The organism is Streptomyces sp. NBC_00775 (genome assembly GCF_036347135.1).
Classification (GTDB): Bacteria; Actinomycetota; Actinomycetes; order Streptomycetales; family Streptomycetaceae; genus Streptomyces; species Streptomyces lutosisoli.
The window spans coordinates 1-17,189 of record NZ_CP108938.1; the positions used below are offsets into that span (position 1 = coordinate 1).

The 17,189-nt window shown below is 67.3% G+C and carries 12 protein-coding genes; 9 read left to right on the forward strand and 3 right to left on the reverse strand.

Going from position 1 to position 17,189, the window contains the following annotated elements:
* Positions 1-654 precede the first annotated feature (654 nt).
* Positions 655-990: a hypothetical protein gene (locus tag OIC96_RS00005; protein ID WP_330462107.1), complete on the forward strand. Its 336-nt coding sequence runs from the start codon at positions 655-657 to the stop codon at positions 988-990.
* Positions 991-1,973: 983 nt separating this feature from the next.
* Here OIC96_RS00005 and OIC96_RS00010 read toward each other — a convergent pair.
* The 3 genes from OIC96_RS00010 to OIC96_RS00020 all read right to left on the reverse strand — a co-directional run bounded on the left by OIC96_RS00010 (position 1,974) and on the right by OIC96_RS00020 (position 6,624).
* Positions 1,974-3,944, reverse strand: a complete 1,971-nt coding sequence (locus OIC96_RS00010) for a hypothetical protein (RefSeq protein ID WP_330462108.1) — start codon at positions 3,942-3,944, stop codon at positions 1,974-1,976.
* Between the two features lie 62 nt (positions 3,945-4,006).
* Positions 4,007-5,956, reverse strand: coding sequence for a hypothetical protein (locus OIC96_RS00015; RefSeq protein WP_330301518.1), 1,950 nt, complete (start codon positions 5,954-5,956; stop codon positions 4,007-4,009).
* The gene (locus tag OIC96_RS00020; RefSeq protein WP_330301519.1) at positions 5,953-6,624 is read right to left on the reverse strand and encodes a hypothetical protein; all 672 of its coding nucleotides are present in this window, start codon (positions 6,622-6,624) and stop codon (positions 5,953-5,955) included. Before OIC96_RS00020 ends, OIC96_RS00015 begins: the two co-directional genes overlap by 4 nt.
* 744 nt (positions 6,625-7,368) lie before the next feature.
* Here OIC96_RS00020 and OIC96_RS00025 point away from each other — a divergent pair.
* The 8 genes from OIC96_RS00025 (at position 7,369) to cas3 (ending at position 17,141) form a co-directional block, all read left to right on the forward strand.
* Complete coding sequence (locus OIC96_RS00025; RefSeq protein WP_330301521.1) at positions 7,369-7,788, forward strand: hypothetical protein; 420 nt, start codon at positions 7,369-7,371, stop codon at positions 7,786-7,788.
* 178 nt (positions 7,789-7,966) lie between these two features.
* Positions 7,967-9,226 (forward strand): helicase associated domain-containing protein, encoded by a 1,260-nt coding sequence (locus OIC96_RS00030; protein ID WP_330301522.1) that lies wholly within the window; start codon positions 7,967-7,969, stop codon positions 9,224-9,226.
* A gap of 951 nt (positions 9,227-10,177) precedes the next feature.
* Complete coding sequence (locus tag OIC96_RS00035; protein ID WP_330301523.1) at positions 10,178-10,333, forward strand: hypothetical protein; 156 nt, start codon at positions 10,178-10,180, stop codon at positions 10,331-10,333.
* A gap of 714 nt (positions 10,334-11,047) precedes the next feature.
* Entirely contained in the window at positions 11,048-11,614 is a 567-nt protein-coding gene (locus tag OIC96_RS00040; protein WP_330301524.1) for a CRISPR-associated endoribonuclease Cas6, read from the forward strand.
* On the forward strand, positions 11,611-13,035 hold the full coding sequence (locus OIC96_RS00045; protein ID WP_330462109.1) for a hypothetical protein: 1,425 nt from the start codon (positions 11,611-11,613) through the stop codon (positions 13,033-13,035). The genes OIC96_RS00040 and OIC96_RS00045 overlap by 4 nt, the downstream gene beginning before the upstream one ends.
* Complete coding sequence (gene cas7i / locus OIC96_RS00050) at positions 13,032-14,063, forward strand: type I-B CRISPR-associated protein Cas7/Cst2/DevR (RefSeq protein WP_330301526.1); 1,032 nt, start codon at positions 13,032-13,034, stop codon at positions 14,061-14,063. Before OIC96_RS00045 ends, cas7i begins: the two co-directional genes overlap by 4 nt.
* Positions 14,060-14,719 (forward strand): CRISPR-associated protein Cas5, encoded by a 660-nt coding sequence (gene cas5 / locus OIC96_RS00055; RefSeq protein WP_330301527.1) that lies wholly within the window; start codon positions 14,060-14,062, stop codon positions 14,717-14,719. The genes cas7i and cas5 overlap by 4 nt, the downstream gene beginning before the upstream one ends.
* 7 nt (positions 14,720-14,726) lie before the next feature.
* A complete protein-coding gene (gene cas3 / locus OIC96_RS00060) occupies positions 14,727-17,141 on the forward strand; it encodes a CRISPR-associated helicase Cas3' (protein WP_330301528.1) in 2,415 nt (804 codons plus the stop codon).
* The last annotated feature ends 48 nt before the right edge of the window (positions 17,142-17,189 follow it).

The following is a 17,189-nucleotide window of genomic DNA, read 5'->3' on the forward strand; positions in this document are numbered from 1 at the left end:
GCAGACACGACGCGCCGCCGCTACGCGGCGGGCCAACTCCCTTGCTTCGCAAGGGAGTTGATATGTCGTCACTCCGTGACGACGGCTCGAATCGCTCCGCGATTCGGCCCAAGGAATTCGCTCCGCGAATTCCTGAAAGCGCACTAAGGCGTAGTGTCCGACTTTCTCTGACGATCGGTCAATAACCTTACGGGATATACTCATTCCGAACGTCTCCTCTCCTGAATCAGGCTGCTTGAATTCCCTTCCGAGAAACGGAATTTGACCATTCCTCAATTCTGCCCATTTTCAATTTAATTACGCGTGGACGAGATTACGCCCGCCGGGTCTCTCCGGCAACCTGTGGCCACAGGTTGCGACGAGCGTGGACAACCCACCGCCCGGCAGTTCCAGCCCGCACCAGCAGGCCGGGAGCGCACCCACCACCCCCACGCACCGGAGCCGGATACTGGTGAGAGAGCCCGCATCCGGGCGAGAGCCCTGGCGCGCGACCGCACCGAACGGAGCAGACGTCAGCCTGCTCGAGTGATGGCACGGCGAAGGCTCCGGCGTGGGGGCTGTCCAACGGCGCGTCATATTAGGTGTGGGGGAAGTGATCCAGATTAGTGTTTCCATTGCGTGGACTTAGTGGTGCGCGGGAGAGAGGGCGGGAGCATGCCAAATGGCTTCAGTGACTTCGATCGTTTCGTTGAGTGGCCAGCCGTTGCCAGCGGTTACCGCCGTGGGATGTCCTACCTTGATGAGTATGGGCTCGATACACCACCCGATAGGGTCGCGTCGGCCGTCGAGGTGGCGATGGGTGTGATCCGCGAGAGCTTTCCAGAGGGATCGCCGCCCCCAGACCGGGCAGTAGATCTCTTCATTGCCAACGTCGTTATGGCGGCCGCATGTCGGTTCACCTTCGATGATGGGGCTGCTTTGGATCAGAAGGAAGTTGCAGAGAGCCTGACCTTCTTCAAGGGATTCTTCAACAGTGGCTGGCATTACTGATCGGTCGCCCAATGAATCCGCGAAGATCAGCTGGCCGGTTGCCGAAAGTACGTGTGCGTCCCCGTCGCCTACACCCTGCAACACGAAGGCGGACGCCCAGCCAGGCTCAGCCCGAGGTGGCGCGCGAGGACGCCGACCGGCAAGTTTGGCGAATTTTGGCCGACACTGTCGTGCAGGCTGGCCGGCTGTTCTCCGAGACCACGGCCAGAGTGGATGCCTTGCAGGCAGGGGCGAGACACGAGCAAGCTGAAGGACATCGGCCTCCCGCCGTCGAACAACCCGTCAATCGCCCTCCCAACCAGCCCTGTTGGTTAAAGCGCATCTGGCGCCATTGGCGAGTTCCGGGCCCTAAAGGGAAGCGAGAGTGTCAGAGGCTGGTCGAACTCATTATCTTCTTCGGGGGCGCGCTCGCTGGGCTGATTCTCTTCGGAGAACTGGCCCGAGATTCGTTCGCGGAGAGCACCGCGTGGCTTCGGGTGGCCTTTGTCACCGCCGTGATCGCCGCGGCTACCCTCTTGGGCCTCGCCCGACTCTCTGTGCAATGGTTCATTACCCAATGCGAACGTGGTCGGGTCGCAAATCCGGAGAATGGAGCACCACAGAAGCCGTTCCGCCTCTACGAGCTCGCTACTGTGACAATCGGCATCGCTGGGTTCATCCTGCTGTTCGCAACGGTGTGGGCCGCCGTGGCGCCCGCGCATCCCAGAGAGGTCGCCGTCATCGAGGGGACCACCACTGTTCCGCACCGTCAGTCCGACACTCAACGGCCTTCTGAGCCGCGGGGCGGCCATCGGACTGTTGATAGGACCAGCCACTTCATCCGGCCGCCCTCCCCGGCACCCTCGCCAGTGCAGTTGCGTCCATGAGACGCCTTTGCTGCTTACAACGGCTATAGCCGTTGTAAGCCCTTTCACTATTCATTTGCGCCGCGAGGGCAAGGCTGCATGCTCATCCATCCCAGTAGATCTGCGCAGGACCAGTGCTCACAGCAGTGGCATGGCGGGGGTGGCCATGTCGTACGGGGACGTTCTGTTTCCCGGTACACGGACGACGACGGCCCATCGGTCTCGCTGGTCAGGGGCTGGAGCCGGGATGTGCTCGGCCCACATGTTGTCCCGGATATTCGGGATCCAGTCCTTCTTGAGGGTGAGGTCGAGGACGACGAGCATGCCGAGTGCGATTCCGCCGGCCTGGTAGGCGATGGTTTGGCCCAGGTAGCGCCGTAGTCCCTTGCGGGTGGTTCTGCCTTCGGTCCGCTTGCACTCGATGATGATGGTGAAGCCTGGGAAGCGGACTTCGATGTCGGCCCGGCCGCCGCTGCGGTCGGCCAGTTCGATGTCGACGTCTTCCAGGTTGCCGTCCAGATAGTCCTGGAGGTCTTCCTGGATGGTGTTCTCCAGGGGGAGCTTCTTGTCTGGTTCGGGAGCGAAGAGGTAGGCGAAGCGGGGCGTGTGGTGGGCGCGGGCGCGGTTGGTCCGGTTGTGCAGGAAGCGGATGGTCTGGGTGATCAGTCGTACGAAGCCCTGCCGGATCACCGGTTGCCGGAAGTCGGGGCAGTCGTCGAGGACGGCGAGGATGTCGTAGAAGATCTCCTGCTGGGCTGCCGGGAGGCGGGCGGCCAGGGTTGCTTCGTCATCGGTCAGGCCAGCTTGAAGGGCGTCGAGCATCTGCGTGGGCAGGCCGGCGAGTAGATGGTTACCGAGGACGGCCGCCAGTTGGGGGTAGGCCGCCTGTGGGGCTTTTCCCAGGCCCCCTGGCGGCGCCGTCGTGTTCCCGGTCTGCAGGCGTTCGTCGACGGCCTGGAGGAGTTTCTGGGCGGCGTGCGCGTCCCAGTCCGGGGGTGCGTCGGCGAGAAGGCCACGCAGGTGAAGGAGGAGCCCTTCGCGGTGGGCGAAGGCGTCCTCAATGCGTGGGGCGACCAGGACTTTCAGGCCTGGGACGGCGTCGGCGGGCTGTAGGCGGACGCTTCGGTGGGCGGTGTAGGCGGCCAGGATGTGCTGGATGGTCTGGTTCGGCCACGTGGTGAGGGGCTTGTCGAGGTGAGCATCAGCGTGTTCGAGGTCGGCGCTGAGGGTGTACCAGGCGGCCTCAGTGTCGTAACGGCCGGCCCGCCAGTGGGTGCGGGTGCCGGTCAGCCACATGGCGTGCTCAGTTAGCGAGCGGCGTAGCTGCTGGGTGGCGGTGGTGAGAGCGGGGGTGTGGCCGGTGTCGAAGGCGAGGACTGCGTCGATGGCGGCGAGGTAGGCGATGGCGTCGGGCCGGTCCTCGTCGGCGTGGACGGCCTGTTGTAGGAGGCTGCGCGCGGTGGTGAATGCCTGCAGGAGGGTGGGGCGGTCAGGGGCGTTGGCGGCGTCGGCGAGGTGGCACATGGCGAGCTCGTAGGCGGCGTCGCCATGTACGGCGGTGTTGGTGAAGCGTTGTAGCGCGGTGAGGAGATCGTGCTCGCGCCAGTGTTCGTAGGCGGTGCCGAGGGCCCGGACGGTGCGGCGGGCGAAGGCAGGGGGCGCGGTGGCGGCGGTGGGATCGACGAGGCGATCGAAGAGCCCGTAGCGGCTTGTGGTGCCGGGCAGGGCGAGGCGGAGGGCCGCTTCGAGGAAGATGCCGGCCAGTTCGGCGTCGAGGGGTGCGCTGTGGTTGCGGCTGCGCTCCAGCGCGATGTTGTTGAGGGGGCCAGCGGCGTGTTGGAGGTAGCCGGGGTGCTCGACGATCTGGTCGAGGATGTCGTCGGCGGCTGCTGGGCTGGTGGTTGTGGTCAAGGCGCGGGTGATGAAGGTGGCCGCGTGGTCGGGGTGATTGAGGGTGTCCCATTCCGCAAGGAGGGTCTCGGCGGCGCGGAACCACAGTCGGGAGGCGGCAAGGTCGTCCATGTGCTGCCAGAGGGTGTCTTCGCCGCCGAGCTCAGCGACGGTAGGGGGATCTCCGTCTTGGGCGAGGAGGGTCTCGAGTGGGGTCACGGTGGGTGGCCTTTCTCGAGTGCGGGTGGGGTGGCGAGCGGACAGCTAGGTTACTGGCCGGTCTACCAGATGTAGTCGCGTGGACCTGCGGCCTTGAGGTTGTCGGCGGAGATGATCGTGGTGGCGACATCGCGTTTGGCGGTGGCGGTGATGAGCTGCAGGTCCGGTGTTTCTGCACAGATGACCTTGAGCTCACTGAGGACTTCGGCCAGGTCGACGTCGACGGTCTCCTGGGCGCCGGCGGAGTCGAGGAGCAGCAGGCCGGGGTGACGGCCCACGCCGGTTTCCTTCCCCACACGCAGGAGGGCGAGGAGCGTGGCAATCCGCAGCCGCACGTGTTCGCCTGGGGTGACAGCGGTGAAGGTGGTCTTGCTGTCACCTTTGGTGACGCTCAAGGTTCCGTTGCCCTGCAGCTTGACGGCTTGGAGTTCGGTCATGCCCAGGCGGATCGCCAAGCGGCAGATCTCGGTGCTCACTTTGCCCAGAAGCGCCTCCGAGGCGGCAGTCGCACGCTTGTTGGCTTCCTTGTGTGCCGCGTCTAGGACGGCCTCTTCCATCGACTGCGTCTGGGGCTGCTGAGCATGGCGTTCGGCTGCTTGACGTTCGGTGAGGGCGCCTTCGAGACGGGCGACCTCCAGGTGGGCGCGCAGGGCGGACTCGCGGGGCATGGCGGCTTGCGCCGCGGTGAGCGCGGTATGGGCCTGGGTCATGGCGGCTTCGGAGACTGTGACGGCGTTGGCGGCCTGCCGGGCCGCCTTCTTGGCCTGCTGGTGGGCTTGGCCGAGGGTGTCGACGGAGGCGGCGAGGTCGTCGGTCGCGGCCGTGTCCACGGGTGCCTCGGTGGGGGCGGATCCACATATTCGGCAGTGGTGTTCGTCGAGGCCCGAGTGGGGGATCTGGTCGAGTGCGGTCGAGCAACGGGGGCAGCAGGTGGGCTTGAGGGCTCCGAAGAAGCGCTGTGCCACTGCCGTCTCGCGAAGGTCTCTGAGGCGGGCCTGGTCCAGGACGAGCGTCTCGTGGAGTTCGTCCTCGGCCTGCCGCGTCTGCTGCATCTGCTGCACCAGGTCGGTGTGCCGGGCCGTCAGCTCAGCCAGGTGGGCACCGGCTTGTTCGATGGCTGCGGCGGCGGCTTCCAGGCTGGGGGCCGCGTCGGTCTGGGCGGCGGCTTCCCGAGCTCGTGCGAGCTGGTCTTCGAGTTGTTGTAGGGAGGTGCCGCGGGCTTGGAGGTCTTGCTGGGCGCGTCGACGCTGCCCTTTCACCGACTGCTGGAGCAGGTCCAGTGCTGCTTTGGCGTCGCGGCGTGTGGTCGTCCAGGGCAGGCCCACGAACATCTGGAGCAGGCTGATCATGGTTCCGCCTTGGGCGGTCTCTCCCAGTAGCGCGTCGCCCTCGCGGTTGCGGGCCAGGAGAGCGTGGCTGAAGGCGGGCCAGGACGTGACGATCACCTGGCCGTCAGCGTCTTGTTCGTCGCCGGCGGCGGAGGCGGTCCTGTCTTTGCGCCAGCCGCGCAGAAACTCCAGGCCCAGCCGGTCCATCATGAAGGCGCCCATCACGGAGGCGAATTCAGCCTCCCCGGCGAACGGTGTGACGTACTCCTGGGCCCCGATGGTGAGGCTGCCAGCGAGCTGGTCGCCGGTGGTGTCGACGTTCACGGTGAACGGCTCATCGTCGATCTGTGCGTTCAGGTGCACGTGGTGGATCCAGTGCCGTACGTCTGCTTGTAGGTCGTTGGAGCCGCGTAGGCACCACCAGATGATCTCCAGGATGCTGCTCTTGCCGCGCAGGTTGTCCGCCGTCACGCACCACAGGCCGGCATCGAGGTCCCAGGAGAAGTCGACCGGCCCGGTCGACTTGCCGGCTTTCTCTCCGGTGAAGGCGATGCGCTTGACCAGCAACCGGTGGGGGCGCGGCAGGATACTGCTCTCCCGCACACCGTGCCGTGCGAGAACCTCCCCGGCCTGTTCCCCTTCGGCGCCGACCCGGCGGGCCACTGCCTGAACGAAGTCACTCATGCGTCGCTCCCCGTCCTCTGCCCGCTGATGCGCTCCAGCCGCTCACGTACCCGCTCGGTGATGCCGCTGATGCTGGCCTTCCACACCGTGCGCTCGTACTCGGCCTGCTGGTACTGCAGTTCCTTGAGCTGGGTGCCGCTGCGCTGTCCCGCCACTGCCAGGACGATCGCGGCCCGCTCGTCGTACCAGGCGAGGTCCGGTGCGTCGGCGCGCAGCTCGGCGGCCAGATCGCGGCCAGCGGCCAGGAGGTAGTAGTCCCAGCGCTCCACCTTGGCCGGCGGTTCCCCGACGGCCTCTACCGCGGTTAGGCCGTGGGAGAACAGGAGTGCCAGGGCGTCGTCGAGCGCCTCCCAGGCGCCGAAGCGCCAGCGCAGCATCGGGTACCGGGAGATGTCCGGCTCATCGCCCTCCAGCAAAGCCCGCGCCTTCGTGAGCGACCAGTCGGCATCCGGCGCTGTACCGTTCTCGACCTGATTGAGCAACTCGTCCGCGAGATAGTCCGGGTTCCGCAACCAGAAATCCAGCGCCTGCAGGCGTTTTTGACCCTGCACCACCGCCACCGAGCCCTGCGGCACCCGCCCGTTCGTATCCGGCCCGCACTGTGCGCCGCACCTGTCGAGCACAAACAGCAGCCGCACCGCGTCCTGCACGCGCGACGCGCGCCGCATTCCAGACTCCGCCACGCAGCCCCCGCCTCGGTCCCGCCGGTGAATTCGAAGATCCCAGACTTAGCACACTCCAGATGCAGTCCGTAACCGGTTGAACACATCCACGCTGCGCCAATAGGCCGCCCTCCCCGACGAGTTGGTCTGAGAAATGACCGTGCGTCAGATCGCGCCGTGCGAGGCCCGTCACGCCGCGGACAGGACTCAGGCGCGCGAGGCCTTTCTGGACAGCACCAGATATAGGAAGGGATGGCGGGCAATCCAGGAGGCGAAGCGCGTCGAGCGCCACCGCGGCGGCAGGCGATCTGCCCAGTACAGCTCCACCGTCGCTCGTGCGTGTTGCTTCGCATCGCAACCTGCGCCGGTCGGCTTTTCAGGCAGGTAGCGGCCGTAGACGGGGACGCGGGTGACGCCAGCCGCGCGCATCGCACACAGACGGTGCTGGCCGTTGGTCAGGGCCGTGTTCCCCTCGCTCCAGGCGATGTGGTCGTGGAGAAGGTCGCGTGCCCACTGACGGTCTTCCTCTCGGCTGTTGCCTCATTGCCTGTGGCCTGGGCGGCGGCGAACTCAAGCGCGGTCTGCGCGATCGCTTGCCAGTTGGCCTGGTGATACGGGCAGGCGGCAAAGTCACGGTCCCGCAAGCGCGCGAAGAGCTCGGCGTGGGCAACATGGATGGCGCGCTCACCCTTGGGGTAGGCGGCGGCGAGTTGCTTCCAACAGGCTGAGTGGGCCGCACAGGACCAGTGCGTGTGGCCATGGCAGGTCCGCGGCCGCAACGGGACGCACGCCGAGAGTGCCGCGCAGGAACAGGTCGCGCTCCACCGGGTCCTCGAACAGGCTTGGGTACAGGTCGAGTTCGTCGTCGGGAGCGGCAGGCCGCTGGATCTGGTCGGCGGCTTCGAGGGTGTCAAGGTCTGGCTCGTGCGCTCCGGTCAGGATGTGTGCGGGCTGGATGTTCCAAGGGCCTTCCTCGTCGTTGCGCGTGCGTTCGGGATTTGGGGCGACGAGGATCTGCTGGCTGGTGTCGGGCAGGACGAGGGTGCCCGGCAGTCCGAAGACACCGGCCAGGACGGCCCGGCCGTGAGCCCATTGTGGGTGAGCGAGCAGCCCGCCCAGCGATTCTGCGGGCAGATGCGCGATCCACTCAACGCGGTGGAATGGCGTTAACGGTCTGAACTGGCCCCACTTTTCCGACGCGGCTTGGTCATCGCAACATCCCTCAGGACTGGTGTTGCAACGACCTATAGAACCCAAGCCGGAAAAGTGGGGCCAGTTCAGACCGTTAACGCCACAAATGGTCGGCAGGGCGCTGCGTATGAAGCCCGGGGGAGGGAAAATCGCGTCTTTGGTCGTTCCGGTATTCCTCGGACCTGGCGAAGGCACAGGCGAAATTCTGACCTCGAATGCCTACAGCACCCTCGCGAAGATCCTCGGAGGGCTCAGGGCGCACGATGCCGAGACGATCGAGGCGCTTGCCGACCCTCGCGTCCGCAGCGGCCGGTCCCAGCGTCCCGGAGGCGAGGCGGAAACCGTCGGCGGCGAGGAGCAGGAGCAGGCGCGCGCGGACGAGGATGCTGGGGAGGCGTGGGTCAGTCAGTCGGCTGCCGGGCTGCTTCGGTTCTCGGAGCCGCGGGATGCGGCGCTGCTGGCCCAGTTCGTGCAGTTGCGGGTGATCGACCCGGAGAACACCTACAGGCGGCGCGGCATCGCCGCCGCCAGTAGGTGGCTGCGTGAGACGGGCAGCGACCAACTGCGGGTCCCCTACGACTACGTCACCCCTCAAGACCGGGCCGGGGCGTTTCCGCTGGGGGTGTGGCTGGCCGACCAGCGCAAGTACTACAACAGCGCGATGCTGGAGGCTGCGCGCGTGCAGCAGCTCGAGGCACTGGGCATGGTGTGGTCCCACCATGACGTCGCCTTCGAGGAAGGCCTCGCGGCGGCCAGGGCGTGGGCGGCCGCGCACGACGGGATGCTGCTCCCGCCGGCCAACGCGGTCGGCGAGGGCGGGTTCCCTATCGGCATCTGGGCGAAGAATATGCGGGCCGCGGCGCGGCGGACGCTGCAGAACGCGGAACGGCGCGCGGCGGGCGAGCGCGTGTCCAGCACCGGGGAACTTGCGCCCAGCCGCATGGAGGCTCTCGAAGCCATCGACCCCGGATGGTGCCCGCTTGGATGGGACATCGCCTGGCAACGCCGCTTCCGCCTCGCCCGCGTGGCGGCCGGAGGCCCGCTACCGGCGGCCGCGGGCGAGGTCATCGTCCAGGGCGAAGACCTCGGAGCATGGGTGCACGCGCCGCGACTGGACTGGGACGATCTCCTGCCCGCCCAGCAATGGCTCCTGGAGAGCACCCTCGGACTCGAGCCCGCCGCGCCGGAAGAGCGGCCGGTGAAGCGGACCCAGGACGACAAGTGGGCGCTCAACATCGCGGCCGCCCGGCAGTTCCACGCCCGCGAAGGCCACCTCACAGTCCCGAGGAAGCATGTAGAAGACGTCGACGGCACACCGGTTGGGCTGGGCTCGTTCATCAGCAACACCCGCAGGCGTGCCGGGAAACTGAGTACGGAGCGCCGCGCCGACCTCAGCCAACTCGGCATGCGCTGGTAGACGAGTACGGGTGACTACACCCGTTGACTAAATCTCCCTCCTTGTGAACCCTGTTGGGCTGATGACGGCCGCTCTCCGCCGCAGTGTCCGCGGCCCCGTTGATGGTGTTGCGAACCCTTCTGGGCTGGTCGCGGCGGGCTTCTGCCACTGGCTCGACGTGGAGCGCTACACGTTGCGAACCCTTCCGGGCTGATGACGACCACCGACCTGGGTGCCGGGTGGGTTGAGGTGAGCGGGTTGCGAACCCTTCTGGGCTGATGACGACCTCGGTGCAGCACATGTACTGCGCCCCGCCGTACTGGGAGACGTTGCGAACCCCTTCGGGCTGATGACGATGACACTAGCCACGTCCTCATACTCCAGCGAGCGCTGTTGCGAACCTTTCTAGGCTAATGACGACGCCTGCGGTGCCCGGGGAGAGCTGGTTGGAGACGATGTTGCGAACCCTTCTGGGCTGATGAGGACCGACACCGACGCCGATCTCATCCCGCTCACCAAACAGTTGCGAACCCTTCTGGGCTGATGACGACCGGGGAGGTGGGGATCCCCTTCGAGTGAGTCGGCGACCTCGAGTTGCGAACCCTTTCGGGCTGGTGACGACGCGGGCGAGCTGTCCGTGTCCGCGGTCCTCTCGCAGTTGTGAACCCTTCTGGGGCTGATGACGACAGCTGTACGCGCCGGCCGTGGTGTTCTTCGAGGACATGTTGTGACCCCTTCTGAGCTGATGACGACCGGCATCTACGTGCGCGAAGCCGCGATCCAGACCATGTTGCGAACCTTTCTGAGGTGATGACGACGCGGTACAGCTGGTGCTCGTGGGCGTGGTAGATCGTGTTGCTAACCCTTATGGGCTGATGACGACCCCGATGGACTCGGCGCGCGTCCCCTTCCCGATGATGTTGCGAACCCTTCTGGGCTGACGACGACGTTGGCGGAAGTGTTCGAGTCGAAGTGGCTGCTCGCGTTGCGAACCCTTCCTGGCCATACCGAGAGCTGTACGCGACGGCGGTGGTGTTCTTCGAGGACGTGTTCCTGAACCCTTCTGGGCCGATGACGACCGACCTCTACGACCCCACCGCCCTCATTGAGGTGGCCGCCATCGGGTAGTTGAGAACCCTGTTGAGCTCATGACGACGTGGTGGGACAGCCCCGACTGCGGCTCCACCATCACGTTGCGAACCCTTCCGGGACTGATGATGGCCACGGCCGCACGCGCCAAACTCGCCGAGATCGTCTTGTTGTGAACCCTTCTGGGCCGATGACGACGCGCCGCAGAAGGCCGTCGGGATGTACCTGGTCACCGCGTTGCGAACCCTTTTGAGCTGATGACGACTGTCGCCCTCGCAACCCCGGCGGAATTCATCGTGATGTTGCGAACCCTTTGGGCTGATGACAACCAGCCAGGCGGCGTGGCGTGTGCACCTAGGCACGGTGTTGCGAACCCGTCTGGGTTGATGACGACCTGTGGAACCGTAGCACCGGATGTTGGCCGCAATGCGCGGCTATTTCCAGCTCGGCGGTCGTTGTCAGTCCCCCCGTGTACGTTGCTCCTCGGTAGGCCAACACCCCCGTTCTGGGGCGTTTTTGGCGTTTCCTGACGTGGACTCATTTGCCCTGGGTGGGGAGAGGGAGAGGGGGATCGTGCGCCTTCGTTTGGAGATCAGCACACGGGCTCGGGAGATCCCATGGGAGAACATCCTTGCTCCCGGGCGGGGCATCGTATATGACGCGCTGCGCCGGACTGCGCCCGATCTCGCCGAGAAGATCCATGAGAACGGATGGGGTCCGTATGGGATGGCTCCCTTCGGGTACAGCGCGCCCATGTTCCCGAACGCGCGCCGCGTTCGCGGGAAGTATGCGGCGGGCGGGGCCGGCTACCTGGAGATCGGTAGTCCGCTGCCCGAATTCATACAGGCCCTGGCCCTGGATTTCATGGACCCTGCCCGCTCGTTGTTGGACTGGGGCGGGGTCGCCCTGCAGGTCGGCAGCATCACCGTTCTGCAACCGCCCCACTTCACCGCTGGCCGGGCCCGGTTGCGCACAACCAACCCGCTGCACCTTTCCGACTACCGGGCGCCCGAACCCGGCGGCGAGCAAACCCCCGTGCGGGCGCTGCTTCCCGAGGACGCGGCGTATCCGGTGGCCCTCGAACGCAATCTCAACCGTCGGGCCGAGACCTTCGGCCACGCCTCGGATATCACGGTTGAGGGGATCACGTGGGTGGGTGTGCGCCGTTCGTTCCGGGTGACCGGCCAGGGGCGCTCGGGGCAGCGGACGGGTGCGCCGGTTGAGGTGGAGCTCAGCGGCAGTGCCGACGGGCTGTCCGCGCTGTGGTCTGCGGGGCTGGGCCAGCAGACCGGGGCCGGGTTCGGCTGGGTGACGGCATGAGCGAGTTTCCCGTCGAGCAGACCTCGCTGAGACTGACCCCTCACCCCTTGCAGAGGGTCGGGGCCTTCGCTCTCGCGGCGTTCGCCGGAGCGGGGCATCCGGACATGGTTGCGGGCCCTTTGTTTGCAGCGGCCACCGAGAAGGTCACCGAGGCTGCGGTGCAGGCCGCGCTCGTGCGGGACACCAAGGCCGAGGCCGGGTTCCTGCTGAAGTGTTCGTACAGCCTGTGGCCGAACAGCAAGATGAATCACCCGCGGAACAAGAAGCTCTCCGATGCGGAGGTCAGCGCGGCGGTCCGAGCCTGGCGCACCATTCCCGCGCCGGAGTGCTGGCCCGAGGCCGGGTGCGTTCTATGTGGTGCTGCGGCGGTCGGGTTCTACGGGAAGAGCGATGTCGTTCTCGCCGAGTCGATCGCCTATCGCAACAGCACTCCCCGCGGGCACTCGGGTGTTGCCCTGTGCTGGCCCTGCGTCTGTTCCTTCCACGCGATTCCGTTCGGCAGTCAGCTGTCCGGTGGCCCGAGCACGGTTGTGCACACCTGGGATGAGCGTTTGGCGGCACACGCAACTCGCCGGCAGGTGCAGCGCAACGGGTTGCTGATCACGGCCGGAGCGAAGCCGTCCAGTCCGCAACCGGAGGTGGCCGCGCTGGCGGCGCTGCGCGGCTATGAACACCGCGTCGCGGCCGGAGTGGAGTTGCTGGTGTTCACCAACAACAACCAGGACCAAGTCCTCACGTCGCATGCCGTAGATCAGCCGCTCGCCGAGTGGCTGCGCACCACGACGCGGCTGCCCGCCCGGCGTACCGGGTTCGCGTGCCTGCTGCGTGCTTGCCGCACCGACAAGGGCAGCGGCGCGCAGAACCTGGCCTGGCGGGTGTTCCACCGGTCCGACAGCCTGCCTGGTGTCCTCGCATCCCACCTGGTCGCCCGTACCGAGGCCTGTGGCCTGCCGGCACCCGAGTCCCCGGCCGTTGCCGAACTGACCGGCTCCTACCTGCACGAGGTGATGCATATGGAAGAAAAGGACCTGACGGAGATCCGTGGGACCGCCCAGCGGATCGCCGCCCTGTTCAAGAGCGATGACACCGGGGGCAAGCTGACCGGCTTCCACGCCCTGTTCCGCGCCGGCCGCGGCGCGGATCTGCGCAGCTGGCTGCAGCGCCACGGTGTCGAATGGGTCCTGACGCGGCCGGAGGACGGCGCACCGCTGATCACCGAGCGCGGGTTCGAGCTCTTGTTCTCCCCCAGCCAGGACGGCAATGCCTGGTTCTTCCGGCAGTACCTGTTGACGTCCGTGCTGGCTGAGCTGCACCGCCGCGGCTGGCAGCCGAAAGACGCCAAGAGCATCGTCGAGGACTTCGATCCCGACGCCATCGACCCTGCCGACACCGACGCCCTCGAGGAAGGAATCACCCTGTGACGCACCTTGCCGGAAAGCTCGCGCTAGACATCCAGGCCGGCGCGCCCAATAACGGCCGCGGCCAGGACAACGTCGGCGTCGTCAAGAGGATGCAGGTCGGCCGGGACACCTACCCCTACATCTCGCCCCAGGCCGTACGCCGCTGGCTGCGCAACAGCTTCCCCGCCGACGAGCCCGTCTCCCCCGTCCTGCGGGAGGGTAAGGGCAAGAAGCAGCAGGCCTACACCAAGGGCCGCCCCGACCTGTACGCCGACGACGACCTGTTCGGTTATATGGTCGCCGTCAAGGGATCGGACAGCTCCTGCCAGCGGGACACCGTCCTAGCGACCGGCACGTTCGTCAGTGTCACCCCCCAGCGGCCCGCTTCCGACTTCGGCACCATGACCCGCGGATTCGCCGCCGACGACAGTCCCGTCATCCACGAGCACGAGTTCTACACTGCCGTCTGCGCCGGTGACCTCAACCTCGATCTGCCCCGCATCGGCACCTTCGAGACCGACGGACAGGGCATCCGTATCGCCCTGCACCCGCAGGCCGCCGAGGAAGCCGCCGCCGCGGGCGCCGCCACGGCCACCTTCCGCGGAGTATCGGCCCTGGTCCTGGGCATCGCGGAGCGGCGCCGCCGGGCCGCGCTGGTGCTGCGCGCGCTCGCGACGCTGCGCGGCGGGGCCAAGCCCGCCTCGCATTACGGTGACCGCACCCCGGCCTTCATCCTCCTGGCACCGGTCAAGGGCGGCGTCAACCCCTTCACCCGGGTCCTGGCCAACCAGGACGGCAAGCCCGTCTTCTCTGCGGACACCCTGGCCGAGGAGATCGCCGCCTGGCGCGACGAACTCGACGGAGGCGTGCGGATCGGGTGGGCGCCCGGATTCCTCGGCGACCAGCGCGACCGCGCCCGCCGCGACCTCGCCAACCTGATCGAGGACGGCACCGTGGTGATCGACCACCCGCGCACCATCCTCAACGGCCTGGCTAAGGAGATCGAAGACGGCGCCCACGACGCCTGGTTCGAGGACGCCAAGGCATGACCGCGGGAACCGTCACGGCGCTGCAAGCCACCTTCACGGCCCCCGTCGCCAGCTTCCGCAACCCCCTGTACTCCGGGGTGCAGGTCGGACTGCCATGCCCGCCGCCGTCCACGGTCGGCGGCATGCTCGCCGCCGCAGCCGGCGGCTGGCAGCACATCCCCCACACCTTCCAGTTCGGCATGGCCTTCCACGCGCAGGGCCAGGGCGTCGACCTGGAGACCTACCACCCCCTGGACGCCGCGGGACGGCCCACAACACCGGTGCCCAAAGAGCGGGAGTTCTTGGTCTTCCCCACCCTGACGGTCTGGATCACCGACCAACCCGAGCGGTGGCGCAGCATCCTGCGCCGCCCCGTCTGGCCGCTCCGCCTCGGCCGCAGCCAGGACCTCGTCGGCTTGCGCTTGGACACCATCGAACTGGCCCACTACGCCGGCGAGCAGCGCGGCGCTGTTGTCGAGGACGCACCCGGAACGGCCGGCACCGCGCTGCGCCTGCCCACCGCGATCCGGCTGGACCGGACCAGCACCGTCTGGGGCACCTACCGCCACGACCCCACCGGCGCCACGTCCGCCGTCGTGCCCGGCAGCTACCGCACCCCCACCGGGCAAGCGGCCAGCCTGCTGCCCCCCACCCACCCCGCGACCGCGGAGGCGTAGCCCCCTCATGCCGACACAGCCACGTTCGTCGACGGCACCGACCACGGCAAGGGAGGGTGTGCTGCACACGGTCCTGGCCAAGAGCGCCCGGCGGAGCCGACCGGCCGAGCAGCTCACCGCCCATCTCAGCGCGGCCTTGGACGCGGCCGGGCTCGTGGCCCGGCGCACCGGGCGGATCGCCGCGGTGGCCGGCATCCTCCCCCAGTTCTGGGACACGGTGTGCCTGGCCGATCTGCTGCACGACGCGGGTAAGATCCCGCCCGGCTTCCAGCAGATGCTCGCCGGGGGCCCGATGTGGGGCGAGCGGCACGAGGTGCTGTCCTTGGCCTTCATGCCGCTGGTGCCGAATATGGAACTGCGGGCATGGGTGGCGGCCGGGGTGGCAACTCATCACCGGCCGCTGACGAATTCCCCCCGGTCGCTGGCCGCGCTGTACGGCACGGCGGCACTGGACGAGTGGCGGGCACGCTTCAAATCGCTGGAGCAATCCACCGCCGATGAGCTGGCGGTGTGGCTGTACGAGACCGCCGCTGCAGCCAGCCTGCCGGTCACACCGCTCCAGGCCGGCACCGACTGGGTCGCCCAGGCGCACGCCGAACTGGGTGAGCTGCTGGACCGCTTCGAGTACGGCACCGACCCGGACGAGGGTCTGGCAGCGGTGCTGGTGCAGGGCGCCGTCACCATGGCCGACCACCTCTCCTCCGCCCGCACTCGCCCCCACCTGGTGCAGCCCATGGGCCCGGCCTTCGCCACCCGGCTGGAAAACACCATCACCGCCAAGGGCTACACACTGCGGCCACACCAGCAGCGCGCCGCCGCCACCGACGGCCACCTGCTGCTGCGCTCCCGCACCGGCAGCGGCAAAACGGAAGCCTCCTGGCTGTGGGCCTGCCGGCAGACCGCCGCCATGCAGGCCGCCGGACAGGGCATACCCCGCGTCTTCTACTCCCTGCCCTACCTCGCCTCCATCAACGCCAACGCCGACCGCACCACCCGGGAACTCGGCACGGCCGAACAGGTCGGAGTGGCGCACGGGCGGGCAGCCGCCTACCACCTGGCCAACGCAGCCTGCCCCGAAGACGGCGACGAAGAACGGGTCACCGCCGCACGCAAAGCGGTGGCCCGAGCAGCCGCCACCCGGCTCTTCAAAGAAACCGTCCGGGTCACCACGCCCTACCAGCTCCTGCGCGCCGCCCTGGTCGGCCCCGCCCATGCCTCGCTACTGGTGGACGCGACGAACTCCGTGTTCATCATGGACGAGCTCCACGCCTACGACACCAAACGCCTCGGCTACATCCTGGCCATGATGGGCCTGCTCGAACGGCTCGGCGGCCGCTTCGCAATCCTGTCCGCGACCCTGCCCAACGCCCTCGCCGACCTGATCACCGACACCCTCGCCCAGCCCGTCACCCGCACCGACGACGCCGACAGCCACCCACCGGCCAGACATCGCATCCGCACCCGCCCCCACCACATCACCGACCCCGCCACCATCACCGATATCACCCACCATCTACACCGGGGCGATTCCCTCCTAGTCATCGCCAACAACATCCGCCAGGCCCAGCAGCTCTACGACCAGCTCGCCCCCACAGCGCGCGCCCTGCACGGATTGCAGGCGGCGACCATGCTGCACTCCCGATACAAGCGCCGGGACCGTTCCCGAATCGAACAGCACATCACCGCCCGGTACAGCACCGACCGCACTCGGGTCGGCGAGCGGCTGCCCGGCCTGGTCATCTCCACCCAGGTCCTCGAAGTCTCCATGGACGTCGACTTCGACGTCCTGTTCACCGCCGCCGCAGACCTCGAAGCCCTCGCCCAGCGCTTCGGTCGGGCCAATCGGATCGCTGCCAGGCCGCCCGCCGACGTGATCGTGCACGCCGCTCGCTACACCCCTCGCCAAGACGCCCCGGGCCAGTGGTTCGCCGACGGTATCTATCCGCAAGCCCCCACCGCAGCAGCGTGGCGCATCCTCACGGCCCACGACGGACAACCCGTCGACGAAAACGAGATCAACGGCTGGCTGGACACCATTTACGCAACCCCCTGGGGCGCCACATGGCGGGAAGAAGTGCTGCGCCACCGAGACCAATTCAGCACCACGTTCCTCGACTTCACCTACCCGTACGACAACCGCACCGACCTCGCCGAGCGATTCGACGAACTCTTCGACGGAACCGAAGCCATCCTCGCCCAAGACCGTAACCACTACGCCGCCGCACTCCAACAAGCCGACGGCCACGCCAGCCGACTCCTCGCCGACGACTACCTCATCCCCCTCCCCGCTAGCGCCGTCCCACGATCACGCTTCGATACCCGCCTCAAAGTTCACGTCATCGAAGGCGACTACAACAGCGAACACGGCCTCATGGCCGTGAGAGGCCCAGGCTCCAAGTACCAGCCAGAAGAAATAGCCTGACCCCAAATCATCCCCGAAGGGATCGCAAGATGTATCCGTCGTGATTCT